26 protein-coding genes and 1 tRNA gene are annotated in these 25,148 nt (G+C 72.7%); 7 read left to right on the forward strand and 20 right to left on the reverse strand.

Features of this window, described 5'->3' with window-relative positions; genetic code table 11:
* Positions 1-4: 4 nt before the first annotated feature.
* Positions 5-724: an Nmad3 family putative nucleotide modification protein gene (locus P1Y20_RS13410; RefSeq protein ID WP_304449171.1), complete on the forward strand. Its 720-nt coding sequence runs from the start codon at positions 5-7 to the stop codon at positions 722-724.
* 70 nt (positions 725-794) lie between these two features.
* On the opposite strand, the gene P1Y20_RS13415 is transcribed toward P1Y20_RS13410, so the two are convergent.
* The 8 genes from P1Y20_RS13415 to cobN form a co-directional block, all read right to left on the reverse strand.
* A complete protein-coding gene (locus P1Y20_RS13415) occupies positions 795-1,709 on the reverse strand; it encodes a bile acid:sodium symporter (protein WP_304449172.1) in 915 nt (304 codons plus the stop codon).
* 183 nt (positions 1,710-1,892) lie between these two features.
* On the reverse strand, positions 1,893-2,303 hold the full coding sequence (locus tag P1Y20_RS13420; RefSeq protein ID WP_304449173.1) for a potassium channel family protein: 411 nt from the start codon (positions 2,301-2,303) through the stop codon (positions 1,893-1,895).
* A gap of 55 nt (positions 2,304-2,358) precedes the next feature.
* Positions 2,359-3,657, reverse strand: a complete 1,299-nt coding sequence (locus tag P1Y20_RS13425) for a cobyrinic acid a,c-diamide synthase (protein WP_304449174.1) — start codon at positions 3,655-3,657, stop codon at positions 2,359-2,361.
* A gap of 85 nt (positions 3,658-3,742) precedes the next feature.
* Positions 3,743-4,531 carry a CbiX/SirB N-terminal domain-containing protein gene (locus P1Y20_RS13430; protein WP_304449175.1) on the reverse strand — a complete coding sequence of 263 codons (789 nt, stop codon included), beginning with the start codon at positions 4,529-4,531 and terminating at the stop codon, positions 3,743-3,745.
* 71 nt (positions 4,532-4,602) lie between these two features.
* Positions 4,603-5,388 carry a cobalt-precorrin-7 (C(5))-methyltransferase gene (locus P1Y20_RS13435; protein ID WP_304449176.1) on the reverse strand — a complete coding sequence of 262 codons (786 nt, stop codon included), beginning with the start codon at positions 5,386-5,388 and terminating at the stop codon, positions 4,603-4,605.
* Complete coding sequence (locus tag P1Y20_RS13440) at positions 5,385-6,098, reverse strand: precorrin-8X methylmutase (RefSeq protein ID WP_304449177.1); 714 nt, start codon at positions 6,096-6,098, stop codon at positions 5,385-5,387. Before P1Y20_RS13440 ends, P1Y20_RS13435 begins: the two co-directional genes overlap by 4 nt.
* Entirely contained in the window at positions 6,095-6,469 is a 375-nt protein-coding gene (locus P1Y20_RS13445; protein ID WP_304449178.1) for a glutamyl-tRNA reductase, read from the reverse strand. Before P1Y20_RS13445 ends, P1Y20_RS13440 begins: the two co-directional genes overlap by 4 nt.
* On the reverse strand, positions 6,459-10,340 hold the full coding sequence (cobN, locus tag P1Y20_RS13450; protein WP_304449179.1) for a cobaltochelatase subunit CobN: 3,882 nt from the start codon (positions 10,338-10,340) through the stop codon (positions 6,459-6,461). The genes P1Y20_RS13445 and cobN overlap by 11 nt, the downstream gene beginning before the upstream one ends.
* A 34-nt stretch (positions 10,341-10,374) precedes the next feature.
* On the opposite strand from cobN, the gene P1Y20_RS13455 reads away from it, so the two are divergent.
* Genes P1Y20_RS13455 through P1Y20_RS13470 form a run of 4 tightly spaced genes read left to right on the forward strand, consistent with a single transcriptional unit; the run spans position 10,375 to position 13,938 of the window.
* Positions 10,375-12,564, forward strand: a complete 2,190-nt coding sequence (locus P1Y20_RS13455) for a VWA domain-containing protein (protein WP_304449180.1) — start codon at positions 10,375-10,377, stop codon at positions 12,562-12,564.
* 53 nt (positions 12,565-12,617) lie between these two features.
* The gene (locus P1Y20_RS13460; RefSeq protein WP_304449181.1) at positions 12,618-12,806 is read left to right on the forward strand and encodes a CbtB domain-containing protein; all 189 of its coding nucleotides are present in this window, start codon (positions 12,618-12,620) and stop codon (positions 12,804-12,806) included.
* Between the two features lie 2 nt (positions 12,807-12,808).
* Positions 12,809-13,594: a CbtA family protein gene (locus P1Y20_RS13465; RefSeq protein WP_304449182.1), complete on the forward strand. Its 786-nt coding sequence runs from the start codon at positions 12,809-12,811 to the stop codon at positions 13,592-13,594.
* Positions 13,594-13,938, forward strand: a complete 345-nt coding sequence (locus P1Y20_RS13470; protein WP_304449183.1) for a (2Fe-2S) ferredoxin domain-containing protein — start codon at positions 13,594-13,596, stop codon at positions 13,936-13,938. The genes P1Y20_RS13465 and P1Y20_RS13470 overlap by 1 nt, the downstream gene beginning before the upstream one ends.
* An 89-nt stretch (positions 13,939-14,027) precedes the next feature.
* On the opposite strand, the gene P1Y20_RS13475 is transcribed toward P1Y20_RS13470, so the two are convergent.
* Genes P1Y20_RS13475 through cbiT form a run of 11 tightly spaced genes read right to left on the reverse strand, consistent with a single transcriptional unit; the run spans position 14,028 to position 22,960 of the window.
* On the reverse strand, positions 14,028-15,263 hold the full coding sequence (locus P1Y20_RS13475) for an outer membrane protein assembly factor BamB family protein (protein ID WP_304449184.1): 1,236 nt from the start codon (positions 15,261-15,263) through the stop codon (positions 14,028-14,030).
* Complete coding sequence (locus P1Y20_RS13480) at positions 15,256-15,627, reverse strand: DUF3209 family protein (protein WP_304449185.1); 372 nt, start codon at positions 15,625-15,627, stop codon at positions 15,256-15,258. The genes P1Y20_RS13475 and P1Y20_RS13480 overlap by 8 nt, the downstream gene beginning before the upstream one ends.
* Positions 15,627-16,865: a CbiX/SirB N-terminal domain-containing protein gene (locus P1Y20_RS13485; protein ID WP_304449186.1), complete on the reverse strand. Its 1,239-nt coding sequence runs from the start codon at positions 16,863-16,865 to the stop codon at positions 15,627-15,629. The genes P1Y20_RS13480 and P1Y20_RS13485 overlap by 1 nt, the downstream gene beginning before the upstream one ends.
* Positions 16,862-17,578: a cobalamin biosynthesis protein gene (locus P1Y20_RS13490; protein WP_304449187.1), complete on the reverse strand. Its 717-nt coding sequence runs from the start codon at positions 17,576-17,578 to the stop codon at positions 16,862-16,864. Before P1Y20_RS13490 ends, P1Y20_RS13485 begins: the two co-directional genes overlap by 4 nt.
* On the reverse strand, positions 17,571-17,822 hold the full coding sequence (locus tag P1Y20_RS13495; protein WP_304449188.1) for a ferredoxin: 252 nt from the start codon (positions 17,820-17,822) through the stop codon (positions 17,571-17,573). Before P1Y20_RS13495 ends, P1Y20_RS13490 begins: the two co-directional genes overlap by 8 nt.
* Entirely contained in the window at positions 17,812-18,804 is a 993-nt protein-coding gene (gene cobJ, locus P1Y20_RS13500; RefSeq protein WP_304449189.1) for a precorrin-3B C(17)-methyltransferase, read from the reverse strand. Before cobJ ends, P1Y20_RS13495 begins: the two co-directional genes overlap by 11 nt.
* Positions 18,805-18,806: 2 nt before the next feature.
* Positions 18,807-19,706: a precorrin-3B C(17)-methyltransferase gene (locus P1Y20_RS13505; protein WP_304449190.1), complete on the reverse strand. Its 900-nt coding sequence runs from the start codon at positions 19,704-19,706 to the stop codon at positions 18,807-18,809.
* Between the two features lies 1 nt (position 19,707).
* Positions 19,708-20,697 carry a cobalt-precorrin 5A hydrolase gene (cbiG, locus tag P1Y20_RS13510; RefSeq protein WP_304449191.1) on the reverse strand — a complete coding sequence of 330 codons (990 nt, stop codon included), beginning with the start codon at positions 20,695-20,697 and terminating at the stop codon, positions 19,708-19,710.
* Positions 20,698-20,700: 3 nt separating this feature from the next.
* Positions 20,701-21,567 (reverse strand): cobalt-precorrin-4/precorrin-4 C(11)-methyltransferase, encoded by an 867-nt coding sequence (locus tag P1Y20_RS13515; protein ID WP_304449192.1) that lies wholly within the window; start codon positions 21,565-21,567, stop codon positions 20,701-20,703.
* The gene (locus P1Y20_RS13520) at positions 21,564-22,391 is read right to left on the reverse strand and encodes a cobalt-factor II C(20)-methyltransferase (protein ID WP_304449193.1); all 828 of its coding nucleotides are present in this window, start codon (positions 22,389-22,391) and stop codon (positions 21,564-21,566) included. The genes P1Y20_RS13515 and P1Y20_RS13520 overlap by 4 nt, the downstream gene beginning before the upstream one ends.
* On the reverse strand, positions 22,388-22,960 hold the full coding sequence (gene cbiT / locus P1Y20_RS13525; protein WP_304449194.1) for a precorrin-6Y C5,15-methyltransferase (decarboxylating) subunit CbiT: 573 nt from the start codon (positions 22,958-22,960) through the stop codon (positions 22,388-22,390). The genes P1Y20_RS13520 and cbiT overlap by 4 nt, the downstream gene beginning before the upstream one ends.
* Before the next feature lie 148 nt (positions 22,961-23,108).
* Here cbiT and P1Y20_RS13530 point away from each other — a divergent pair, with 148 nt between their 5' ends.
* Positions 23,109-23,924, forward strand: coding sequence for a DUF7839 domain-containing protein (locus P1Y20_RS13530; protein WP_304449195.1), 816 nt, complete (start codon positions 23,109-23,111; stop codon positions 23,922-23,924).
* A 52-nt stretch (positions 23,925-23,976) separates the two neighbouring features.
* Here P1Y20_RS13530 and P1Y20_RS13535 read toward each other — a convergent pair.
* A tRNA-Gly gene (locus tag P1Y20_RS13535) sits at positions 23,977-24,047 on the reverse strand.
* Between the two features lie 178 nt (positions 24,048-24,225).
* Here P1Y20_RS13535 and P1Y20_RS13540 point away from each other — a divergent pair.
* The gene (locus tag P1Y20_RS13540) at positions 24,226-25,083 is read left to right on the forward strand and encodes an NAD+ synthase (RefSeq protein WP_304449196.1); all 858 of its coding nucleotides are present in this window, start codon (positions 24,226-24,228) and stop codon (positions 25,081-25,083) included.
* Positions 25,084-25,148: the final 65 nt, after the last annotated feature.

A 25,148-nucleotide genomic window follows, 5' to 3' on the forward strand; every position in this document is an offset into this window, starting at 1 on the left:
AATCATGCCACGCGCGGTCGCCATCAACGTCGCCGCCAACACCAACCAGCCGGGGGTCCGCGGGCCCATCCACCCCGACGGCCGCTTCGAGTACGTCCCCATCCCGGAGGCGAAGCCGACGCGCGAACCGGTTCCGACCTACGCCGACCTCGACCTGGAGACCGACCTCCCGGAGGACGTCCGCGACGCCCCGGTCCACTTCGACCCCGAGTTCCCCGAGGCGGGCGGCGAGCGCTACACCTACGGCGACGACCACGGCGTGAAGGCGCGGCCCATCGGCGCGCTCTCGGCGGGCGACTACCTCCTGTTCTACGCGACGCTCTCGCAGGTGGGTGACCCAGCGCCCTGGCAGGCGCCGCGCTGGGGGGCCTACCTCGTCGGGGCGTTCCGCCTCGCGCGCGACCCCGTGACCGGCGAGGCGTACCGCGACCTGCCGGCCGACGAGCGCGCGCCGTTCCGGAACAACGCCCACGTCAAGCGCGAGACGTTCGACGCGCGCGTCCTCGTCCTCGGCGACCCCGGGGCGTCGCGGCTGTTCGAGCGGGGCGTCCCGCTGTCGAGCCGCGAGGCGGGGACGGAGGCGAACCGACTGGTCACCGACCTCTCGGCCGACTCCGGGCGCGGACCGTGGTGGCGCCGGCCGCTCCGCTTCGACGCCGACGCGACCGACGACCTGCTCGCCGTCGTCGACGACCACGCCGTCGAGCGGTGTTTCCGGCCGTAGACGGGGACGGGATTGTGGGGCCCCGGCGTTCGCCTCCGCGAGAGTCACTCTCTGCCCCCGACGCACGGGGCTACGGGAGCGTGTCGGCCGACTGGCGGTGTGCCGTCCGGCCGTCGAAGACGACGCCCGCGAAGAGCGCGCCGGCGAGTTGCTGGACGACGTAGTAGGTGACCACCGCGACGACCGTCCCCGAGAGGGGGACGTACGCGGCGAGGAGGAGGCCGACGCCGAGGTTGCGGAGCGTCGCCGAGAACAGCAGTGCCGGGACGACGCGGCGGTCGAGGTCGACCACCCGCCCGGCGAGGAGGAGGCCGGCGAAGACGGCCGCGACGACCCCGGCGACGACGACGGCGACCGGGAGGACCGTCGCCAGGTCGCTCCCCGCGGGGTCGGCGGTGGCGACGCTGACGTAGACGAGCAGGGCGATGGCGACGAGCGACCCCGAGCGGACCGTCCGGTCGGAGGGCACGTCGTCCGGGAGGACGACGGCGAGGGCGACCCCGCCGCCGACGATGGTCAGGAGGTCGACGAGGATGGCCGTCGCGGAGAGTTCGATGCTGAACGACGCGACGACCGACAGCACGGCGGGCGTCACCACCGGCGAGAGCGCGATGGTGACGACGGCGATGATGGCCGCGAGGCTCGCCTTCCCGCCGGCGAGGCGGGTCCAGACGATGGCGCTCCCGGCGGTCGACGGGGCGGCGACCATGACGAGGACGCCGGTGAGCGGTTCGGGGTCGAGCAGGAGCGTCCCGAACGCGAGCGCGAGCGCCGGGACGACGAGGTAGGTGAGCCCGAACGCCGCGGCGAGGGGTCGGGCGTCGCTGCGCAGCGAGTCGAGTTCGAAGTCGCGGATCGAGGCGAAGACGAGCGCCGCGACGATGGGGGCGGTGAGCGGTTCGAGCAGCGGTCCGAGCTGTGGCACGGCGAGCGCGAGCGCCGTCGCCCCGACGATGCCGACCAGACTGGTGTATCTCCCTTGCATGTGACGACCTTCCCTCCCGACGGTGCCGACGGAGGCCGTCCTCGGGGGACGGCGTCCGGGGCGCGACCCGCGCGGCGCGTTCCGGGGATAGCCCCCCGTACTTCCTCCCTCCTTATCAGTGGTCGGGCCGCGGCGCTCGGAGCGGTTCCGGAGTGGTAGAACGCGACGCGGGTGTCCGTGCCGTCAGTCCCGGAGGATTCGGTCGACGGTGACGTCGGCGCCGGCGGCGGCCGGGTAGACGACGCTGTCGACGTCGCTCAGGTACTGGTACTGCTGTTCGCCGTCCTCGGCGACGCGCGCGAGGGTCTCGACCTCGGGGGAGAGTTCGCGCGCCAGGCCGCAGACGATGACGTTCGCGGAGGTGTCGTCCGTCAGCGCGGCGACGATGTTCGCCTCGGCGGCGCCGGCCTCGCGGAGCGTCTCGCGGTCCGTCCCGTCGCCCTCGACGACGGTCCCGACCCGGCGGCTCGACAGCGCTTCGACCTTCTCGGCGTCGCGCTCGACGATGGTGACCGAGTACCCGTGTTCGATGAGCTGTTCGGCCGTGTGACGGCCCACGCGCCCACCACCGACGATGACGGCTCGCTCGTTCATGGGCCGGTATTGTCCCACGGCCGGCTTCATACCTCCGGTCGACGCGAGTGCCGGGTCACGTCGCGTCGACGAACGCGTCGAAGGCCCCGCTCTCGGGGTGGACGTGGCAGTACGTCCCGAGCGTCGCGTACTCGGAGAGGCCGTCCCGACCGTCCGCGACGCCGGTCCCGCGCTCGACGTCGAACGCGAACCGGGCGTCGGCCGCGACGTCGGCGCTGGAGTAGTGGAACTCGTGGCCGCGTAGCCGGTCGCCCGTACCGGCGGTGAGCGCGTCCGTCCGCGCGCGGAGTTCGACGTGGTCGAGCGCCTGGTACCGGCCGTGCATCCGGACGTCGGCGGGGAGGACGCCCGCCATGCGGTGGGTGTCGCCGTCCTCGGTGGTCAGCGTCTCGGCGAGCGCCATCAGCCCGCCGCACTCGCCGTAGACGGGGCGTCCGTCGGCCGCCTCGGCGGCGAGCCGTCGTATCGCGGGGCTCTCCGCCAGCGCCTCGGCGTGCAGTTCGGGATAGCCGCCGGGGAGGTAGACGCCGTCGCAGTCGGGCAGGTCGTCCCCCGCCGTCGGCGCGAACGTGACCAGTTCCGCGCGCTCGCGGAGGCGCTCGACGGTCGCCGGATAGCAGAAGCGGAAGGCGTCGTCGCGAGCGAGCGCGATTCGCCGGTCCGTCCGCGGGCGCGACGCGTCCGGTTCGGGTCGCGGGGGCGTCCGCGCGAGGTCGACGAGTCGCTCCACGCGCAGGTGTTCGGCCGCGGCGTCGAGGGCGTCGGGAGCGAGCGGTGCCTCGTCGCCCATGTGCAGTCCGAGGTGACGGTCGGGTATCTCGAAGTCCTCGCGCGGGGGGACCCGACCCAGGTACGCCAGGTCGTCGGGGAGGGCCTCGCGGATGCCGCGTTCGTGGCGCCCGCCGTGGGCGCGCTGGGCGACGACGCCGGCGACGTCGCAGTCGACGCCGGCGTGTTCGGCGTAGCGCCGGAACCCGAGGGCGGTCGCGGCGACGCTCTCCATGGCGGCGCTCGCGTCGACGACGAGGACGACGGGCAGGTCGAGCGACGCGGCGACCATCGCGGTGCTGGAGCCGTCGCCGTCGTAGAGGCCCATCACCCCCTCGACGACGCAGACGTCGCCCTCGCCGCGGTGGTAGTTCCGTCGCAGCCCCTCCTCCCCCTGGAGCCAGCGGTCGAGCGTCCGGGACGGCCGCCCGGCCACGCGCTCGTGGTGGCTGGGGTCGATGAAGTCGGGGCCGGCCTTGGCGGGCTGGACGGTGTATCCCGCCCCTTCGAGGGCGTGGACGACGGCGAGCGTGGCCACGGTCTTGCCGACGCCGGAGCGGGTCCCGCCGACGACGAATCCGTTCATGGTTCGAGAGAGGAGCCCTCGCCTACGAACCTGTCGACCCCGGCGGTCGGACGCGAGGGACCCGTCGCTGTCACCGACGCCGTCGTCACCGTCGTCCCCCGTCCCCGTCGGTCGCGACCGGGCGTCGCGTCCGGGTCAGCCGCGCCTCGAACGAGGCCGCGGGGGCGCTGCCGTCGGCCGCGAGCGCGCGCTGTTTCTCGACCTCGGCGTGGACGGCGTCCGTTATCCGCGGGTGGGTCCCGAACGGGTCGGCGTACGCCACGCCGCCGCGCGCGAGTTCGAGCCTCTCGGGAATCCGGCGTTCGGTCGCTTCGGTCCGCGAGAGGAACAGCGGCACCGCCACCGACCGCGCTCCCGTCGCGTTGTACCGGACGCACTCGACCGCGGGGTTCTGGAGGAGATAACAGGTCAGCACCTCGCCGTACCCCGACTGCTCGCGGAGCCGGGCCGCGTGGTAGTCCGTCGTCTGTCGGTGGTACGGTTTCGAACTGCTCCCGAAGCCGACGAGGACGAGCGACACGTCCTCGGCCGCCGGGAGACGCTCCCCCGCTCGCTCCGCGATCACCTCCGTGACGGCGGGGCTCCCTCCGACCGGTTCGCAGTAGCGGACGTCCCCGGGGACGTACGAGAGCGCGGCGGGTATCGCGCCCGTCGTGTCGTGCGTGTGGGCGGCGCACATCGGGACCGCGTACACCGTCTCGGCCGACAGGCGCGCGAACGTCCCCCGGAGTTCGCGGACCGGTTCGCTCCCGTACGTCGCCACCCCGACGTCGTCGGCGACGGCGCGCCGGTCGAGGCGGTCGGCGTGTTCTTCGAGCACTTCTCGAGCGTTTCGCGTGTCGCGGCCGACGAGCAGGATCGTTTCTGATGTCATGGTGTCGCCCAGTCGAACAAATAAATCTTAGATAACCCAAGTGGGCTTGTTCTACGGGTTGTGACGGATTCTCAAATACGTTTCGGTGAGGTGGTTCGGCCGGACCGAACGGCGAGCACGGAGAGGTCGGAGAACGGCGACGTCCCGTCGTCCGACTCCGTCTCGAGCGCCGCGAGGTCGCCGAGGGTCGTCCGCGTCACCGTCTCGTCGTCGTGGGTCAACCGCTCCATGACGAGCGCGTCCAGCGACGGCGACGCGCCGGCGGCGAGCAGGTCGGCGGCGACGTCCTCCGGCATCCAGTCGAAGGGGCGCGGGAGCACGAGGAGGTGGCGTTCGCCGACGGCGGCGCGGAGTCGACGGCGGTCGTCCCCGATGTCGCCGCTCCTGTGGAGCGTCACGAAGTCGGTCCCCTCCATCGGCGTCCGCGCCCTGCTCGCGGCCACCTGGAGCGAGGAGATGCCCGGTATCACCCGGACCGGCGGGTCGACGGCGGCCTGGACCTTCCCGACGAACTGGTAGCCCGAGTGGTTCGGGTCGCCCATGAGGGCGGCCGTCCCGCGCTCCCCGTCGGCGACGCGGGCGGCGAACGTCGCGAGCGTCTCGCCCTCGTCGCGGTAGCCGCAGGTGAGCAGGTCGGCGTCCGTCGTCCCGCGAACGAAGTCGACGACCGTCTCGAACCCCACGACGACGTCGGCCTCGCGTATCGCGCGCTCGCCTCTGGGCGTCAGGTACTCGGGGTTCCCGGGGCCGATGCCGACGGCGTACACCGGGTCCGCTGTGACCGACTCGGGTTCCGGTTCCGCCGCGGCGACAGCCGCCGGGTCGGGACCGGCGTCCAGGTCGTACGCGTCGCTCACGGGAGGTCGACCTCCCCGTCCCGGGCGTCGCTCGCCACGTGGACGAGTTCGTTCGTCAGGCCGGCGGCGAGGCCGCTCCCGCCGCGACGGCCGACGTTCGTTATCGCGGGGACCCCGTGCGCCCCCGCGACGTCCCGGAGTCGCCGACGGCTCTCGGCGGCCCTGACGAACCCGACCGGGGTGGCGACCACGACGGCCGGCCGCGTCCCCGCGGCGATGCAGTCCGCGAGGGCGAGCGCCGCCGTCGGCGCGTTCCCGACCACGGCGACGCCCCCCTCGTAGACGTCCCGCCGGTCGAGTTCGAGCACGGAGGCGGCCGTCCGCGTCATCCCCGTCCGTTCGGCGAGGTCGGCGCCGTTCCCGATGGCCTTCCGGACGGGACAGTCGTGCCCGCGGCCGGTGACGCCCGCCTTCACCATCGTGATGTCGGTGACGATGGGGCGCCCGTCGAGGACCGCCCGCGCCCCGGCGACGACCGGTTCGTCCTCGGTCTCGCCGGTGAACCGCACGAGGTGCTGGAACTCGGGGTCGCCCGTCGCGTGGACGCTCTTCTGGCGGACGCGGTCGGCCAGCGTCTCGTCCGGGACGAGTTCGCGCACCCGGTCCATGCTCGTCTCGGCGATGGCCATCGCGTCCTCGGTGGTCGCGCCGAGGTCGGCGTACGCCTCGAAGGCGTCCGCGCCGTCCGCCCGCCCGTCGTCGGTCGTCACCGTCCACCCCCGGGCGGTTCGACCCGCCCACGCGCGCGCCTCTCGGTCGTCCCGCCGGGGACGAACAGCCGACGCGCGGTGCGGGCGGTCGTCCGGTCGGCCGTCCCGCGGACGGTCGCGAGGGGTGCCGCGAGGACCCGTCCGACGATGGCGTCGGCCATCCGCTCGACGGCGTCGCGCTGTCCGTCGCCGAGGCCGCCGTGCGCTTCGAGTTCGTCGAGCGCCGTCGCGACCTCGCGTCGCTTGCGTCGCTGCGCGTCCGCGACGATGGCGGTGACGACGGTCTCGGCGCGCTTGTATCGGGCGCGGCCGACGCCCCCGCGCTCGTACTCGCCGGTCGGCTCGACCTCCTCGACCGCCTCAGTCGTCATCGCTCGACACCTCCGGGGCGTCCGCGCTCCCGGCACGTGCTTCGATGTCGCCGTCGACCCGGAGGGTGATGTCGCGGAGTCGGTCGGCCGTCCCGTCGTCGGCGTCCCACAGACCGCGGTCGATGGCCTCGAGCAGCGTGTCGCCGATGCTCTCGACGGCCCACGGGTTCACCTCGCGCATCCACTCGCGGCGCTCGTCGTCGAGGGCGTACTTCTCGGCGACGTCGTTCCAGAGCGTGTCGCTGACGACGCCGGTGGTCGCGTCCCAGCCGAGGACGACGTCGACGGTGGTCGACAGGTCGCCGGCACCCTTGTAGCCGTGGTCCTCCATGCTGTCGAGCCAGTCGGGGTTGAGCACCCGCGCGCGCATCGCCTTGCGGACCTTCTCCTCGTTCGTGTAGACGGAGACGTCGTCTGGGTCGCTGGAGTCGCCGACGTAGGAGGCCGGCTCCTCGCCGGCTATCTCGGCGACGGCGGTGATGAACCCGCCGTGGAACGCGTACCAGTCGGAGCTGTCGAACTCGTCCTGCTCGGCGGTGTCCTCCAACTTGACCGTCGCTTCCACGCCCTCGAGGCGGCGCTCGAAGGCCTCGTGGGCCGTCGAGACGCGCCCGCGCTTCCCGAGCGCGTAGCCGCCCCACTGGACGTACACGTCGGCGAGGTCGGCGCGGTCCTCCCAGTTCCCTTCGTCGACGGCCTTGTTCGTCCCCGCGCCGTACCCGCCGGGGCGCGTCGTGAACACCCGGTGTCTGGCCGCCGCCTCGGGGTCGTCGACGCCCTCCGCTTCGAGTCGGTCGGTCTCCTCCTCGACGTGCTTCTTCACGTAGTTCCACTCGTGTGGCTCGTCGAGGGCGACGACGGCGTCGACGGCGTCGTGGACGACGCCCGCCGCCTGCGGGAAGGCGTCGCGGAACAGCCCCGAGACGCGCGTGGTGACGTCGATGCGGGGACGCCCGAGGTCATCCAGGGGGACGGGGGCGACGCCGTCGACCCGACCGGCGTCGGTCCAGACGGGTTCGACGCCCATCAGCGCGAGCACCTGCGCGATGGTCTCGCCGCGCGTCCGGACGGTCGGCGTCCCCCACGCGACGACGCCGACCTCCTCGGGGTACTCCCCCCGGTCGTCGGCGTGCCGCTCCGCGACCCCCTCGGCGACCTCCCGCCCGACGCGCCAGGCGCTCCTGGCGGGGACCTTCCGCGGGTCCAGGGTGTAGAAGTTCCGGGCCGTCGGGAGCAGGTCGACGCCGCCTCTCGTCGGCGCGCCGCTTCCGCCCGGCGGGACGTAGGCGCCGGCCAGCGCGTCCGCGGTCCGGGGGACCTCGTCTTCGGCCCCCCGGACGCGGGGGGCCGCCTCCTCGCAGACGAACGCGAGCGCCTCGCGGAGGTCGTCGTGCGCGCCCGACCTCGCGCGTGCGTCCCCGAGGGGGTCGACGTCGACCACGAGCAGGTTCATGTTCACCTCGTCGTCGGGGGCCGCCTCCGACTCGGAGCGCGGGACGTCGAAGTCGTTCGCCGCGAGCGTCGCCACGAGGTCGAGGCTCGTCTCGTAGACGGCGTCGGCCGCCTGCGAGAGCGTCGTTCCCAGCGACTCGTCGTACGCCCCCGGTTCGTCGAGCATCCGTCGGTAGTCGACGCCGAGCACGCCGGCGACGCTCTCCCGGAGGCTCGGCCCGCCGGGGTTCTCCAGTCGGGTGAGCGCGACGAGGTACTCCACGAGGCGGTCGCCGGTCGGCGGTTCGCCCATCGTGTGGAGCCCCAGCCGTATCTGGGTCGTCTTCACGTCCGTGAGGTAGGCGTGGACGCGCTCGACGAGTTCGTCGACGTCCACCTCGTCGCCGTCGACGGTCCCCTCGGCGAGCGTCGTCCCGGCCTCCTCGGGTCCTCTGACGTCGACCCGCTCCTCGACGTCGCCCGCGATACCGAGTTCGACCGCGAGGTCGAGGTCGTCGACCGTCTCGCGGATGAGCCGTTCGAGGTGTTCGCCGTCGTCGCTCCGGGCGTCCTCCATGCCGGCCTCGCGGTACTGGTCGGCCAGGTCCTCGAGTGCCGCCAGTTCGTCGTAGGTGCCGGCGTTGCGCATCACCGGCGTCAGGTAGTCGACGACGGCCGCGTACGAGCGCCGCTTGGCCTGCGTCCCCTCCCCCGGGTTGTTCACGATGTAGGGGTAGACGTTCGGCAGGTCGTCTATCAGCCGGTCGGGGGCGCTCTCGCCGTTCAGGCCGACCGTCTTGCCGGGGAGCCACTCCAGGCTCCCGTGCGTGCCGAGGTGGACCACCGCGTCGGCCTCGAAGGCGTTCCGGAGCCAGCCGTAGAACGCCACGTAGTCGTGGGGCGGCTGGAGGTCCGAGTCGTGGTAGACCTTCGAGGGGTCCATCCCGAAGCCGCGGGGCGGCTGGACGGTGACGAGGACGTTCCCGAACTCGACGCCGGGGATGGCGAACGGCCGGTCCGGCGGGTCGCCCCACTCCGCCTCGACGTTCTCGCGGAAGCGCTCGTCGGCGGCGGCGAACCACTCGCGGTACCGGTCGGGTGAGACGACGTCGACGCTCAGGTCGCGCACGTCCTCGGGGGCGACCCAGCGGTCGTCGAGCGTGAGCTGGGCCGTCAGGCGCTCGACCAGGGCCTGCCCGTCCTCGACCCGTTCGCCGCCCAGGTCGTACCCCCGCTCGCCCAGTTCGTCGAGCAGGTTGACGGTACTCTCGGGGCTGTCGAGGCCGAAGGCGGTGCCGATGCCGTCGTCGCTCGGCGGGTAGTTGTGCAGGACGACGGCCACGCGCTTCTCCTCGTTCGGCGTGTGGCGCAGTCGCGCCCAGTTGACCGTGAGTCGTGCGGCGTGGTCCACCCGGTCGTCGATGGGGAAGTGCTGCTTCGGCGCGCTCCCGATGCCGGCGTCGTCGTCGGTGCGCTCCTTGCCGCTGATGGGGTGAGTGATGACGGTGCCGTCGAACTCCGGGAGCGCGACCGAGAGGGCGAGTTCGAACCCCATCACCCCCGTGTCGCTCGCCTCGTACCGGGCGCGCGAGCGCATCGTCGTCACGGTCTGGACGACGGGGACGCCGAGTCGGTCGAGGAAGACGGCCTCCGCGCCCTCACCCTCGTCGTCGGCCGCCCGCCCGCGCTCGTCCATCGACAGCGAGAACATGAACGACGAGAGGACGGCGTCGACGACGGGGTCCCCGTCCTCGAGGAGCCACTCCTCGGTCACTCGCTCCGCGTCCCACTGCCCGTCGGTGTCCGTCGCGGGGTTGCAGAAGACGGGAAGCGCGTCCGCCCCCTGCGCCTCGACGGCGCGCACCTGTGCGTCGACGTAGCGCGTGTTCTCGTGCGTCCAGTGCGACTCGTAGAACCAGACGGCGACGGTCGGCGTCCCGGGGTCGAACGTCGCCAGCAGTTCGTCGTACGACGCCCCCGGGTGGTCCGGGTGGTAGACGCCCTCCGTCGGGAGGTGGACGGGGTCGTCGTACGCGCGGTCGGCGTCGCCGTACTCGTCGACGAGGAACCGGGCGCAGTTCGCGACGTTGCTCGTCCCTCCCCTGTCCAGGTACTCGTACACCCGCTCGCGGGCCGCCGCGGGGACGGACGTGTCCTCGAGCGCGTAGGCGTCGCCGGTGGACTTGACGACCAGCGGGACGCCGGCCTCGTCGAGGCGGTCGACGGCGCGGTCGTACCCCGGCATGCTCTCCTCGGCGCCGTGGAGCCAGAAGAGCGCCGCCGTCGCGCCGTCGAGGTCGTCGAGGAACGCGTCGACGTCGCCCGGGCCGTCGAGGTCGCTCTCCGAGCGGACGACCCAGTCGACGTCCGTCCGGGCCGCCGCCCGCTGGACGGCCCCCAGTTCGTTCTCCGTCGCGGTGTATAGACCGATGGTTGGCATAACGTTGTTAAACCTCTATTGTGCTAATACAAGTATGATTGACTACGGTGGAGGCAAAAAAGCTTCGCACGCCCGGGGGACGACGCCGTCGTTCCCGGACATCGTCGGTCAGGAGGGGCTCAAGGAGGCGTTGCAGGTCGTCGCGGCGAACGACGACCTGAGCGGGCTCCTCGTACAGGGCGAGAAGGGGACGGCGAAATCCACGGCGGTGCGGGCGCTGACCGACCTCCTGCCCGAGCAGAGGGTGGTCGCGGACTGTCCCTACGGCTGTCCGCCGGCGGCCTCCGGACGCCAGTGCGAGGACTGTCGCGAGCGGACCGACCCGCCGACGACCGAGCGGTCGGTCCCCCTCGTGACCCTGCCGCTGGGGGCGACCCGCGAGCGCGTCGTCGGGACGCTCTCGGTGGCCGACGCCCTGGCCGGCGCGTTCGAGTTCGACCCCGGATTGCTCGCTCGCGCCAACCGGGGCATCCTCTACGTCGACGAGGTGAACCTCCTCGACGACCACCTCGTCGACGTGCTGCTCGACGCGGCGGCGAGCGGGGTCAACCGGGTCGAACGCGACGGCGTGAGCGTCTCCCACCCGGCCGCGTTCACGCTCGTCGGGACGATGAACCCCGAGGAGGGCGACCTCAGGCCGCAGTTGCGCGACCGCTTCGCGCTCCAGACGACGGTCGCGGCCTGCGACGACCTCGACCGGCGCGTCAGCATCATCGACCGCGCGCTCGGACGGACCGACCGCACCGCGGCGCCCGCCGAGGAGCGCCCGACGGTCGACGACCTCCGGCGGCGGTTGCGGCGCGCGCGCGGCCGACTCGCCGACGTCGACCTCCCGACGCGCCTCGCCAGGGACGTCGCGGAGCTGTGTCGCGACGCCGGGGCCGACGGGCACCGCGGCGACATCGCCACGGCGCGCGCCGCCACGACGCTCGCGGCCCTCGACGGGCGGACGACCGTCGCCGAGGCCGACGTCCGACGGGCGGCTGAACTCGCCCTCCCCCACCGACTCCGGGCGCGCCCGTTCGAGGACGCGCCCGACCCCGACGACCTCATCGACGAGCACTTCGAGGGCGGGGGGGACGAGGGTGACGAGCGCGACGGCGCTCGGGAGGATGGCGACGGCGACGGGGAGGCGGAACGAGACGAGGGGGCCCGACCCGACGCCGAGGACGGGGACGCCGGCGGGACGAGTGAGCCCGACGGCTCGACGACGCCCGACGCGCCGGAGGAACCGGCGGGCGCCGACTCGACTGCCCCCGAACCGTCCGAGGCGGACGGCGACCGCGACGGCGCCACGGCTCCCGCTCCCCCGAGCGGCGGCGGAGGAGCCGACGGGGACGACGGTGCCGACGCACCGACCGACGGGGGAGCGCGTGAGGCGTCCCCCCGCGAGGACGCGACGGAGGGGCCGCCCGTCGTCCCGGGTCAGTCCCGCGTCGGCGTCGGCGCGGGGGCCACCCCCGACCTCGGCGTCCCGGACGCCCTGGACCGGGGGCGAGCGGGCGGCGGGACCCGTTCGCGGGCGCGCCCCGACGCCGAGAGCGAGGGAGTACGGGTGCGGAGTCGGCGCGCGGGGACGCACGAGCGTATCGACGCCGCGGCCTCGGTCCGGGCGGCGAGCGCCCGTGGCGGCTCGTCGGTGGAGTCGCGCGACCTGCGTCGTTCGGTCCGTCGGGGCCGGGCCACCGCGCTGGTGCTCTTCGTCGTGGACGCGAGCGCGTCGATGCGCCCCGCGATGCGCGCGGCGAAGGGGACGGTCATCGAACTCCTGAAGGACGCCTACCAGCAGCGCGACGAGGTCGCGTTCGTCGCGTTCGCCGGCGACGGGGCGGACGTCCTCCTGCCCCCGACGAACAGCGTCACCCTCGCCGCCCGCCACCTGAAGGGCCTCCCGACCGGCGACCGGACCCCGCTCCCCGCCGGCCTCCGGACCGCCCACGAGGTGCTCGACCGGGCCGACCCGGACACGGGCGTCGTCGTCCTGGTCACCGACGGCCGGGCGAACGTCGCCGACGGGAGCCCGGTGCGCGAGACCCGCGCGGCGGCACGCCGACTGGCCGACGACGGCGCGCACGTGGTCGTCGTCGACGCGGGCGACGACGACAGGGCCGGGCTGACGCGCCTCGTCGCCGAGGAGACGGACGGCGAACGCGTCCCGCTCGCCGCGCTGTCCGCCGGACGGGTCGACGCGGCCGTCGGGGCCGCCCGCGAGAACGGACGGTAGCCCGCCCGGAAGTTTTACAAGCTAACTTGATATTATACAACTGTGATTTAGAAATGGTAACCGCCAACGACACCGTACACGGTCGAATCGGACGGGCTCGGACGGAACTGACGACGGCGCAGGTGGCCGTCGGCCTCGCGTTCGTCGCCGCGCTCGGGTTCGCGCTCCTGTTCGTCCAGGAGCCGACGCTGCACGACTCGATGCACAACTTCCGGCACGCGGCGGGGATCACCTGCCACTGACCGTGTTCTTCGCGTACCTGCGACGGGGGGTGACCGCGGGCGTGGTCGCCGGCCTCGCGTTCGGCCTGCTCCTCGCGCTCGTCGCCAACCCGTTCGTCGCGTTCGCCGACGAACTCGGACACGGGGAGGGACACGCTGTCGACCACGGTCACGGCCACGACGACGCGGCCGCCGACCACGGCCACGACCACCACGGGAGCGCCGTCTCGTCGGCGGTCACGAACGGCGTGAGCGTCGTCTCGGGCGTCCTCTGGGGCGTCCTGCTGGGCGGGGTGGTGTTCGGCATCGCCTTCTCCCTCCTCGAACCCGCGATTCCGGGCGTCGGCGCGACGAAGAGCTACGTCCTCGCCGCGGCGGGGTTCGTCACCGTCTCGGGGGCGCCCTGGCTCGTGCTCCCGCCGGTGCCCCCGGGCGCCGAGCAGGCGCTCCCGCCGGACACCCGCCTCGTCGTCTACGGCGGGATGATGGTCGCGGGCGGCCTCGTCTGCCTGCTCGCGGGCGTCGCCTACGAACGGCTCCGCGCGGCGCGCGGTCGGGGCGCAGGCGCCGTCGCCGCGCTCCTCTCGCTCTCCGTGCTCGCGGTTCCGGTCCTCCTCTCGCCGGTCCCTTCGGGGGGGAGTTCGCTCCCCAGCGACCTCGCGACCGGGCTGACGGGGATGGTCGTGTTCGGACAGGCGCTGCTCTGGGTGCTCCTCGCGGGGACCCACGCTCGACTCCACCGTCGCTCGATGGACGGCCGGGCCACGGGCGATGCGACCGCACGCGCCGACCCAGTCGGCGCCGACTGATGCGGGAGCGAACCGGGGCCGTCCTCGAGAACGGCTTCTCCGACCACGTGCTGGTCTGCACGCACGAGCGGGACTCGGAGTACGCCTGCTGTGCCGACGCGCACGGCCGTGACGTGTCCGAGGCGGTGCGGACGTGGCTCCGCGACCGCGGCGTCTTCTGGTCGCGCGTCCACGTCGCCGAGACGAGCTGTCTCGGGCTGTGTAGCGCCGAGGGGACCGCGATAGCCATCCACCCCCGCAACCGGTGGTACTCGGACGTGGTCCCGGCGGACGTGCCGGACCTCCTCGCGGCCGAGTTCGGGCCCGAGGCGACGCGGCTGGGCGTCGAGGGGACTCCCCCGTAAGCGACTGCGAACGAGGGCGATTCCCGGAGCGCGACGTCCGCGCCCCGGCCGGACGGCCGTCCACCGGTCGCCGGTGACGCCGCCGAACCCTACTCCCGACCCGTCGTTCCGACCAGCAGCCGGTAGCTCCCCCGCTCCGTCCCGTCGTCGTGGTAGACGACGGGTTCCTCGACCGCGGCGAACGCGTCGCCGTCGAGTCCGACCGCCGTGACGACACCGTCGGTTTCGAGGCTCGTCACGGCACCGCTGGCCGTCTCGAAGAGCCGCAGACCGTGGCCGTCCGCGTCGCGCGTCCGGAAGTGCTGTGCGCCCGGCACCGCGACGCGGGTGCCACAGCCGCCGAGTTCTCCCGCGAAGCCGCCGACCGCGGCCGTCCAGACGCGCTCGCCGTCGGGGGCGTAGCCGAAGGCGGTGTGCTCGCGGGGGTGCAGCGACCGGGTCTCGCGGCCGTCCGTCGAGTAGGTGTTCCCGGTGACCAACACCACGCCGTCGGGCGTCGCGCGGACGTGGTTCGGGTAGGCGTACAGCGTCTCGCCGTCGACACGCTGCGGGCGGGCCAGGTCGACGCGCCACCGCTCGGCGCCGCCGTCGTCGAGGCGGTACCCCCGGTAGTCGCCGTGGGAGGCGACGACGACCCCACCATCGACCAGCGAGACGTCGCCGACGCGTCGCTGTCCGTCGGTTCCGGGGTCCCAGTCGTAGCGCACCGCGCCCGTCTCGCCGTCGAGGACGACGAGCCCCTTCTGGTGCGCCCCGGGACAGCGGTTGTACGCTACCGCGACGAGGCGGCCGTCGGCGTCCAGCCCGATGGGGGAGGCGTCAGCCTCGTACGTCCAGACGACGTCGCCCCCGCCGTCGACGGCGTAGACGACGCCCGTGAACGAGCGGTGCTCGCCGTCGCGCTCGTACCGCCGCGCCGCGACGTAGAGGCGGTCCTCGTCGCTCCGGACGTCGACGACGAAGGGGAGGAAGAACCGGGAGGGTTTCTGTGGCGGTCCGACGTCCGTCGCGGTGGCGTACCGCCACCGGAGCGCGCCGGTGTCGGCGTCGTGGAATCGGACGGTCCCCTGGGGACCGCGCTCGCCGACCGCGACGCCGTCGCCGAACGGTTCGACCGAGACGGCGGCCGTCCGCTCGGTGTCCGCCCCGGCCCGCCAGCGCTCGTCGAGCGTGGGTCGGTCGAGCGCGACCACGTCGCCGTCGGCGGTCCCGACGACGACCGCGTCGTCGACCAGCGCGACGCACGACCGGCGACCCGCGTGGCGGGTCCGCGCCGGCGTCACCGTGCCGAGGTCGACCGTCCGGGGGACAGGCGCGCTACTCATCGACGGGGAACGTCTCGTGGAGGACGTCGTGTGCCTCCCCCAGCCCCCCGAGGACGCTCTCGCCCTGGTCGGCCAGTCGGCCGACGGCGCGCTCGGCGTCGCGGACGGCCACCAGCCGCCCGCGCAGGTAGTCGTACGCCGGGTCGTCGTCGTCGGTCGCGGCCACCGTCGACTCGAGGTCGACGAGCGCCGCGTCGAGGTGCCGCCGGAGGTCCGAGAGCGTCGTCGCGTTCGCCAGGGCCTCGACGGGACCGTCGAGGTGTCCCTCCAGTTCCCGTTCGGCGTGTTCGCGCGCGCTCCGGTCGTCGGTTCCGAGGACGTTCATCAGTCCGAGTCGTAGTGCTTCGAGTTCGTAACAGCTCATTAGAGTATCTGGTCGACGATGTCCGAGACGATTCGGTCCCGTTCGAGGTGGGACGAGACGATTCGCTCCGCGTCGGTCGGGTCGACGCCGCCGTACCAGACGCCGTCGGGGTAGACAGCGACCATGGGACCGTCGCCGCAGCGGCCGAGACACGACGAGCGCGTGATGCGGGCGTCGCAGGCGTCGGAGTCGCGCGCCGCCTGGCGCACCCGTTCGAGGACGGCCGGCGCGCCGTCGGCCGCGCAGGTCCGGTTCGTGCAGACCGCGACGTGGCTCGCCGGCGCGTCGTGCGCGTGGGGGTCGTCGGCCACGTCGTCGCGGTCGGCGTGGGCGTCGCGGTGCGTCAGCGCCCGGAGCATCGCCCGCGCACCGCCGACGTCCCCCTCGTAGCCGTCGAGGCCGACCTTGTACTTGCAGGTGTCACAGGACATCTCGACGCTCCCGGTTCGAGCCTCCTGCCAGCGGTCGCCGAGGACCGCCAGCAGTCGGTCGTCGGTCCCGAGCGGGTCGGCGGCGGCCGCGTCGACGTACGGGTAGTCGTCGTCGAACTCGGCGGCGCCGTCGCGGATACGACCCGTGAGGACGCCGTCGCCGAGCATGTACGGGAGGACGACGACGGCGTCCGGGCGGTGTCTGGCCACCGCGTGGAGGGTCTCGCGGAGACGTGGGTCGGTGACGCCGACGAACGACGCCTCGACGCGGTCGAAGGCCCGCCCCTCGTACAGCAGTCGGGCGAGTTTGTGGACGTCGCCGTTCGCGTCCGGGTCGCTGGAGCCGCGCGCGCAGAGGACGACCGCGACGTCGTCCGCCTCGCGGTCGACGCCCAGTGCCGCCTCGACGGCCGACGCTCGGTCGTCGAGCAGGTCGACGAGCGCGGGGTGGACGCCGAGGTGGGCGCCGTTGTGTATCGTGAGCCCGGGGTGGTCGCGTCTCGCCCGTCCGACCGCGAGGGGGACGTCGTTCTTGACGTGGCTCGCGGCGAACAGCGAGAGGTGGACGACGCTGACGCGCGAGGCGCTCGACGCCAGACCGTCGATGGCGTCGGCTATCGACGGGGTCGCGAGTTCGAGGAAGCCCGCGTCGACCGGGACGCCCAGTCGCCCCTCCAGGTCGGCGGCGAGGGTGCGGACCTGTTCGTTCGACTGCTCGCGGCGCGAGCCGTGGCCGACGAGGAGTACCGCCTCGTCGTCGAGTTCGGCTTGCGTGACCGTCGCGTCCGGGGGCGCGTTCGCGGTCATCGCGAGAGGTCGCCCACCCCACGGCCGGTCGCGCGCTCGACGCTCCGGCGGAGTTTCCGCCGTCGCTCGGCCGAGTACAGCCCGGAGTCGTCGCTCCCCGCGTACACCCACCGCGCGAACGCCGCGACGTCCGCGTCCTCGGCCAGCCCGAACCAGTACCCCCCCGAGGAAGTCGCGGAGAGGTCGTCGGTCGGTGCGTGGGGGTCGGCCGCGGCGAGGAGCGACCGGACCGTCCGGAGCAGGGCCTCGTCGTCGTGGACGAACGACACCCCGACCGACCCCGACGACTCCCGGAAGCAGACGGTACCGCACGCTTCGAGCACCCCGCGAACCAGTTGTGGGCGGTCGTCGGCGAACGCGTCGAACCGATAGCCCCCCGGGTGCCCGTCGACCGGGAGGCCGAGGGCGGCGCCGGCGCGGTCGGCCGGCGCGCCGACCACCCGGAGTTCGAACTCGTCCTCGAACCGGACGACCGAGGCGTCGTGTGACGACTCCCGCGGGGCGACCCGGTGGTCGTGGTCGGCCCGGTCGGTCCCGGCGACGGCCGCCAGCGCGTCCGCCGCCGTCTCGTCGCCCGTCCGCACGGTCACGCACTCGCGCGTCAGTTCGCCGTCGCCGGCGACGCGCCCCCAGAAGTACGCCGTCCCGGGCGTCGCCGCGAGCAGGTCGTCGGCCGGGGCCGGCGTCGCGGCCCCGCGCTCGGCGTCACTCATCGTCCTCCTCTCGCTGCACGTCGATGGCGTCGAGCGGACAGGCGCGGGCGGCCTGTCTGGCGTCGGCCAGTCGGTCGTCCGCGAAGGCGACGACGAGTTCGCCGTCCTCGTCGCGCACCCGCCGACCGCCGTCGACCGTCGCCAGGCCGCCCGCCGCCTCGACGAAGCGGTCGTCCCGCACGAGGCAGGCGAAGACGCCGTCACAGGCGCGCCTGTCGAGGCGAACGCGGTACTCAGTAGTCATACTTGGACTCGTAGCCCCGCGGCGTCACCATCCGGCCGTCCCAGACGTACGTCTCCTCGTTGCCGACGATGATAGTCGTGGTCATGTCCACGAGCTCCGTCTCGCCGAGCGCTTCCAGCTCCCGGAGTTCGACGACCTCGACCCGTTCGTCGTCGCGCCCCGCGCCGTGGACGACTCCCACGGGGGTCTCGGGCGCGCGGTGTTCGAGGAGTATCTCGCAGCACGTCCGGAAGTTCTCCCGGCGCTTGCGGCTCCAGGGGTTGTAGATGGCGACGGTGAACCCCTCAGACGCGACCGCGTGCAGGCGCGACTCGATGGTCGCCATCGACGTCAGGTGGTCCGACAGCGAGATGCTGACGGTGTCGTTCACGAGCGGCGCGCCCAGGCGCGCGCCGCAGGACTGGGCGGCCGGCACGCCCGGGACCACCTCGAAGTCGACGGCCTCCGCGCTCGCACCCTTCGACTCGAGTATCTCGAGGGTCAGCCCGGCCAGCGCGTAGACGTTCGGGTCGCCGCTCCCGACGATGGCGACGTCGTGGCCGGCGAGCGCGCGGTCGACCGCCTCCTCCGTGCGCGACACCTCGCCGCACATCGGCGTGTCGTACAGTTCCTCGGCGGACTCCGTGACCTCCTCCGGCAGGAGGTCGACGTACGTCGTGTAGCCGACGACGTGCTCCGCCTCCAGGAGCGCCCCGCGGGCGCGCTGGGTCATCCCCTCCGGCTGTCCCGGTCCGAGGCCGACCGCGACGAGTCGTCCGGGGTCGGCGTCGAAGTCGGCGACTGTCGAGCCGACTCGCTCGTCGGTCGCCGCCTTCTTCGACCCGCAGCGCGACCCGGACGACGAGGTGGACCCGCCGCAGGCGGACGTGCCCTCGTCGGCGTCCGTCGCGGTGTCGGTCGCGTCCGCGTTCGCGGCGTCGCTCGCGCCGCAACTGGTCTCGGTGTCTGTGCTCGTCTCGGTGGTGGTGTCGTCGGTGCTCATTCTCAGAAGTCGTCGACGTCACGCCCGCCGCGCGGGGTGACGAGGTATTCGCCGTGGTCGTTCTCCCAGACCGCCGTCTCGTGGGTGCCGACGAGGATGGAGGTGCCCATCCCGCCGACGTCGTCGTCGTGGTCGGTCGCCTCGCCGAGGGTGGTGATGGTGTGCGTCTCGTCGTCCAGGTTCCGGCCCGCGTCGCCCCGGCCGGCGTCGTTGAAGATACCGACCGGGACGTCGTCGGCGCGCTCCTCGCGGACGACGGCGATGGCACGCTCGTAGTCGCGCCAGCAGTTGTAGAGGACGATGACGAAGCCGCTGATGGCCGCGGCGCGCAGTTTCTCCGCTATCTCGTCCCACCCGCGCCACTTGTCGGACAGCGAGACGGTGCAGAAGTCGTTCGACAGCGGCGCCCCGAGGTTCGCCGCCCCGCCGAGGGCCGCCGTCACGCCGGGGACCACCTCGATGGGGACGTCGTAGGCTCCCTCGGCCTCCGCCATCGTGAACAGGAGGTCGCTCTTGCCGTAGACGTTCGGGTCGCCGCCCGAGACGTGCGCGACGTCCTCGCCGGCCCGGACGCGCGCGAACGCCTCGCGGGCCAGTTCGACCTGTCGACCCATCGTCGAGCGGACGACCGTCTGTCGCGTCCCGTCGGGCCGTTCGAGGACGGTGCCGGACGCCTCCCCCGCCGTCGTCCCGCCGTCGGGCGCGGCGTCGACCTCGGCGCTCTCGGGCGGGAGCGTCCCGTCGCGCCGGAGGAACTCCTGGTAGAGGGTCGACGCCACGACGCAGTCGGCGGTGGCGACGACGTCCGTGGCTCGCTGGGTCATCGCGTGCGGGAGGCCGGGGCCGATGCCGACGACGTAGAGGGTGCCCGTCGCGTCGTCCGGGGTGTCCGTGTCGACCATCCTATCGCCCCACCGCGACGGTGACGGCGTCGTCGAACCGCTCTTTCTCCCGGAGGAGGTCGTGCTCGCGCCCCCCGGCGATGGCCGACGCCTCGGCGACGCCCGGCCAGCCGATGAGTTCCTTCGAGCGCGAGGGGGAGGGCCCCTCGAACGCCTCCAGCGTGGTCTTCTCGAAGAGGACGACGCCGGCCCCGATTTCGCGGGCGGCGTCGTACAGGCCCTTCTCGCCCTCCTTTCGGGTGCCGGTGGCGACGAAGTCCACGGCCGTGAGGTCGAGGTCGAGGTCGTCGAGGGCGGCCGTCCAGGCGTCGAGCACCTGTCGTTTCTCCACCCCCGAGACGGTCCCCGTCCCGAGGACGACGCCGTCGTCCGCGTTGCGCCGGAGGACGGTCACGTCGTCGCCGACGAGGACGGCCCGGGGGCCGTCGAGGCGCGCGACGGGGCCGAGGTCGTCGTTCAGGACGGCGAGGTTCGTCGCGACCGTGGAGTCACCGTTGACGACGTGGGCGTCGAGCGCCTTCGCCTTGCTCTCGACGCCCTGCTTGCCCGCGGCCTCGCTGGCGGTCGTCATCGCGGGGACCGCGCCCAGCCGTGCGAGGTCGCCCGCGACCTGGTTCGCGCCGTGGTGACCGCCCGTGATGGGGATGGCCCACGTGAGTTCCTCGTCGACGACCACGATGGCGGGGTCGTCCCACTTGTCGTCGAGCAGCGGCGCGGTCTTGCGCATCGCGATACCCGAGGCCATCAGCCCGACGAAGCAGTCGTACTCGCCCCAGTGCTCCGCGAAGACGTCGCCGTGGTACTCGACGATGTCGACGCGCGCGTAGCCGTCGCCGATGCCGTCGCGGATCTCGCGGGCGGTGTCGAGCTTTCGCTCGAAGCTGATTATCGCTATCTCCTCGGCCACCTCCCCGTCGGAGTCGGGGGTCGCGCAGTGGCCGGCCGATTCGTCCGCGTCCGTCTCGTCCGTCTCGTTCGTGTTCGTACTCATGGTTCAGTCGTCCGCCTCGCCCTCGTCCGGGCCGCGGTTCGCCCAGTCGCCGTAGAGGTAGGAGCGCTCGTAGCCCGCCTTCCGCGCCGCGTCCCCGATGACGACCATCGCGGAGGCGCGATAGCCCGCCGTCTCCAGTCGCTCGCCGATGGTCTCGATGGTGCCCTCGACGACGTCCTCGTCCGGCCACGACGCGTGGTAGACGACCGCGACCGGCGTCTCCGGGTCGTGCCCGTCCGCGAGGAGGCGGTCCATCGTCTCGCCGACCGCGTGCGTCCCGAGGTAGAGACAGGTCGTAACGTCGCCCATCCCGACGAACGCGCCGACGTGGTCGTCGTCGGGGTCGAGGGTCTTCCCCTGCGGGCGAGTGAACGCGACGTGGTTGGCCACGCCGTTCAGCGTGAGTTGCGTCCGGAGCGTCGCGCTCGCCGCGAACGCCGAGGTGACGCCCGGGACGAGGTAGGTCGGCACGCCCTCGTGTTCGAGCGCGTCCATCTGCTCGACCGCCGCGCCGTATATCGCGGGGTCGCCGCTGTGGAGGCGTGCGACGGTCCGCCCGGCCTCGTAGGTGTCCCGCATCAGCGGGACCAGTTCCTCGAGGTCCCTGCCGACGCTCGACACCTGCTCGGCGTCGGCGCAGTACGCCTCGAGGAGGTCGCTGTTGACCAGCGAGCCGGCGTGGACGACGAGGTCGGCCGCCTCCACCAGCCGCCTGCCGGTGACCGTGAGCAGGCCGGGGTCGCCGGGACCGGCGCCGATGAAGGGGATGCCCTCCTGGACCTCGCCGGCCGTCCGCTCCTCGATTCGGGGGTCGCGCTCCGTCGCCCGGGCGGCCGCCGTCGCGTCGATGGCTTCCTGCGGGTCGGTCATCGCGACCACCCGCCGGGGCGTTCGTCGCCGCAGGCCTCGCCCTCGGCGCACTCCTCCCTGGCGACGTCGGCCGTCGCGCCCGACCGGCGTCGAACCGTCGGTCGGGGTCCGCCGTCGGTCTTCGTCACCGACTCGGCGTCGCTGGCGAAGGCCGCGGTCGCGACGTCCGAGTCGAGCCCGCGCTTCTCGGCGTAGGCCAGCGTGTAGTAGTCGCGGTCGGTCAGGTCGTCGGGGTCGTCAGTCACGACCGTCTCGCCCGCGTCCATGTAGAGGCGACGACCGTACACGACGTCGTAGCCGGCGTCGACGAGTCGCTCGTGGGTCGCCGGCACGTCGGTGACCTTGAACAGCACCAGCCGGTCCGGCCCCGTCGGGGCCGCTCCACGCGGGGCCTCGCGGAGCGTGAGGCTCGCGCCGGACGCCACCTCGACGCCGAGCGCCGTCGTGAAGGCGGTGACGGCGCTCACCCCCGGGACGACGTCGACGTCGACGTCCGGGTGGAAGGCCGCGAGCGTCCGCCGCAGGTGGCCGAACGTCGAGTAGACGTTCGGGTCGCCGAGCGTGACGAACGCGACGGTCCCGTCGCGGGCCTCCGGTGCGATTTCGGCGGCGGCCGCCCGCCAGGCCCGCCGGAGTTCGTCCTCGTCGCGGGTCATGGGGAAGTCGACGTCGCCGATGCGGTCCGGCGACACGTACTCGGTCGCCACCGACCGCGAGAGGCGTCCCGGCGAGTACACCACGTCCGCGGTCTCGAGGACGCGCCGCCCGCGGACCGTCACGAGGTCCGCGTCCCCCGGGCCGAGGCCGACGCCGTAGAGGCTCATCGGCCCCTCCCGCCGTCGGTCGCCCCCTCGTCGGCCCCGCCGACCAGCATGTAGACGGGGTTGTCCGAGTCGAAACTCGTCGCGCCGGCGAGGTCGTACCCGTGGCTCACCTGGAACTGGACGACCTCGTCGAGGAGTCCCCGTTCGCGGAACGCCTCGGTGGCGCGTCCCGCGACTTCGAGGCGTGACACGTTCATCACGACGCGGGCGACCCCGGTCTCGACCGCGTGGTCGAGGACCGCCTCGTAGTTCCGACTCCCGCCGAGGAACAGGACGTCCGCGTCGTCCGGCAGTCCCTCCGGGGCTTCGGTCGCCCAGAGGGTCACGTTGCCGCCGGCGTCGTTGGCGGCGAGGTTCTTTCTGGTGGTCTCGATTCGTCCCGGCTTTCGTTCCAGCGCGGTCACCCGACCGGCCCGCCGCGCCGCCTCGACGGTGACGGCGCCGGTGCACGAACCGACCTCCACGAGGTGGTCGGCCGGACCGATGTCGAGTTTACCGAGAAGGACGGCCCTGACCTCCGGTTTCGTCGGCCCGGCCTTCGCGTCGTGTGGAAGCGATACCTGCGCCATGAGGCAACACAACTACCGTGGGACGTAAAACAATTTTGGTTGTTTTAGAAAAAGCTCACTTGGGGAAGTGGGCGAGAACGACGCCGTATCGAAACCACACACGAGCTAAGGCAAAATTACTTTAATTGCCGGCTCGGATTGGGGGTCAATGGCGATGGACGCGGACGAGTCCGACGAGTTCGGCGTTCTCCGGAGCAAACGGAACGCGACCAGATACCAGATTCTGGTCCAGATAGCGGACCGCCAGCCGGCCGTCAACCAGCGGGAGATAGCCGACGCGATCGGTATCACCGCCCAGGCCGTGAGCGACTACCTCCGGGGACTGGTCGAGCAGGGCTACGTCGAGAAACACGGTCGCGGGCGCTACGAGGTGACGAAGGAGGGCGTCGACTGGCTCATCTCACAGACCGACGAGCTACGTCACTTCGTCCAGCACGTCTCCGAGGACGTCCTCGGCCAGGTGGAGATAGAGACGGCCGTCGCCACGACGGCCGTCGCGGAGGGACAGACCGTCTCGGTGACGATGCGCGACGGCGTGCTCCGGGCGATGGCCGGCGACACCGGGAACGCAACCGCAGTTGCGGTGACGACCGCGGACGCCGGCCAGGACGTGGGCGTCACGGACTTCGAGGGCGTCGTCGAGTACGACCTCGGGACGGTGACGGTCGTCTCGGTCCCGGCGGTCCAGGACGGCGGAAGTGCGGCGGTCGACCCCGATGGCGTCACGGCGCTGGCCGAGACGCACGACCTGCTCGCGGTGGCCGGGACCGAGGCGTTGGTCGCCGCCCGGTCGGCCGCCCTCGAACCGGACGTCCGGTTCGGTAGCCCCGCGGCCGTCGCGGAGGCGGCGACGAAGGGACTCGACGTCCTGTTGCTCGCGTCGACGGACCTGCTCTCGGCGCACACCGACCGCCTCCGCGACCAGAACCTCGGCTACGAGGTCGTGGACCCCGCCGAGGAGTAAGACCGGTCGACGCTCCGTCGCGCTCTCGTCCTCGCCGTCGCTCGGACAGAAATGCGCCGTCCGGGAATTGAACCCGGGCTATTGGCTTGGGAAGCCAATGTCCTACCACTGGACCAACGGCGCTCGCTCGTTTCGTTCGCCCCGAGCCTCGCAGTCCCTCCGGCACTGCTCGACACCGGCGCTCGCGTACGCAGGTTCCGCGCGCCTCCACTTCAACGTAGCGTTTCTCCCTATCGGACGAACGTCCAGAAACCGAGCGACGGAAGGCAGGTATTTGATAGCTCGGTCCCTGTCTCGGGACATGAGCGAACTCCGGTCGTACGCCATCGAGGACCTCCCGGTCGACCTCCGCCTCTCCGAGGGCGAACTCGACGCACACCGTGACCACATCACGACGTTCATCGCGGACATCGTCGACGACGCGGGCGCGAACGGCGCGGTCCTCGGTCTCTCGGGTGGCATCGACAGCACGCTGACGGCGTACCTCGCGGTGGAAGCGCTCGGCGCGGCGGGCGTTCGCGGGCTGGTGCTCCCGAGCGACGTCAACACCGACGAGAACATGAGCGACGCCGAGCGCGTCGCGGAGACGCTCGGCATCGAGTACGACGTCGTCGACATCAACCCCATCGTCGAGGCGTTCTTCGAGGCCTACCCCGAGGAGGGCGTCGACCGACTCGTCGAGACGGACCCCTACCGGACCGCCGCCGGGAACGTCCGGGTGCGCACCCGCGGCGTGCTCAACTACTTCGTCGCCAACGCCGAGGGCCGCCTCGTCCTCGGGACGGGCAACCGCAGCGAGACGCTCACCGGCTACTACACCAAGTACGGCGACCAGGCGGTCGACTGCAACCCCATCGGCAACCTCTACAAACTCCAGGTCCGCCAGCTCGCGGCCCACGTCGGCGTCCCCGACGACCTCGTCGAGAAGCCACCGAGCGCGGAGATGTGGGTCGGCCAGACCGACGAGGAGGAGATGGGCCTCACCTACGACCTGCTCGACGCCATCCTCGCGCTGCACGTCGACGGGCCGCTCTCCGCGACGGCGACGATGCGAACCCTCGGCGTCGACGAGGCGGCCATCGACCGCGTCGAGGAACTGTACGCCCAGAGCGAACACAAGCGCCACATGCCGCCCGCGCCGACGCCGCTCGGGCTCTGACGGTCCGGCCCACCCCATCCCTCGTCCATCCCTCGTCTCGTTCACCGTCCTCGCGGTCGCCCTCG

It is taken from the genome of Halomarina ordinaria (assembly GCF_030553305.1).
GTDB classification, from domain to species: Archaea; Halobacteriota; Halobacteria; order Halobacteriales; family Haloarculaceae; genus Halomarina; species Halomarina ordinaria.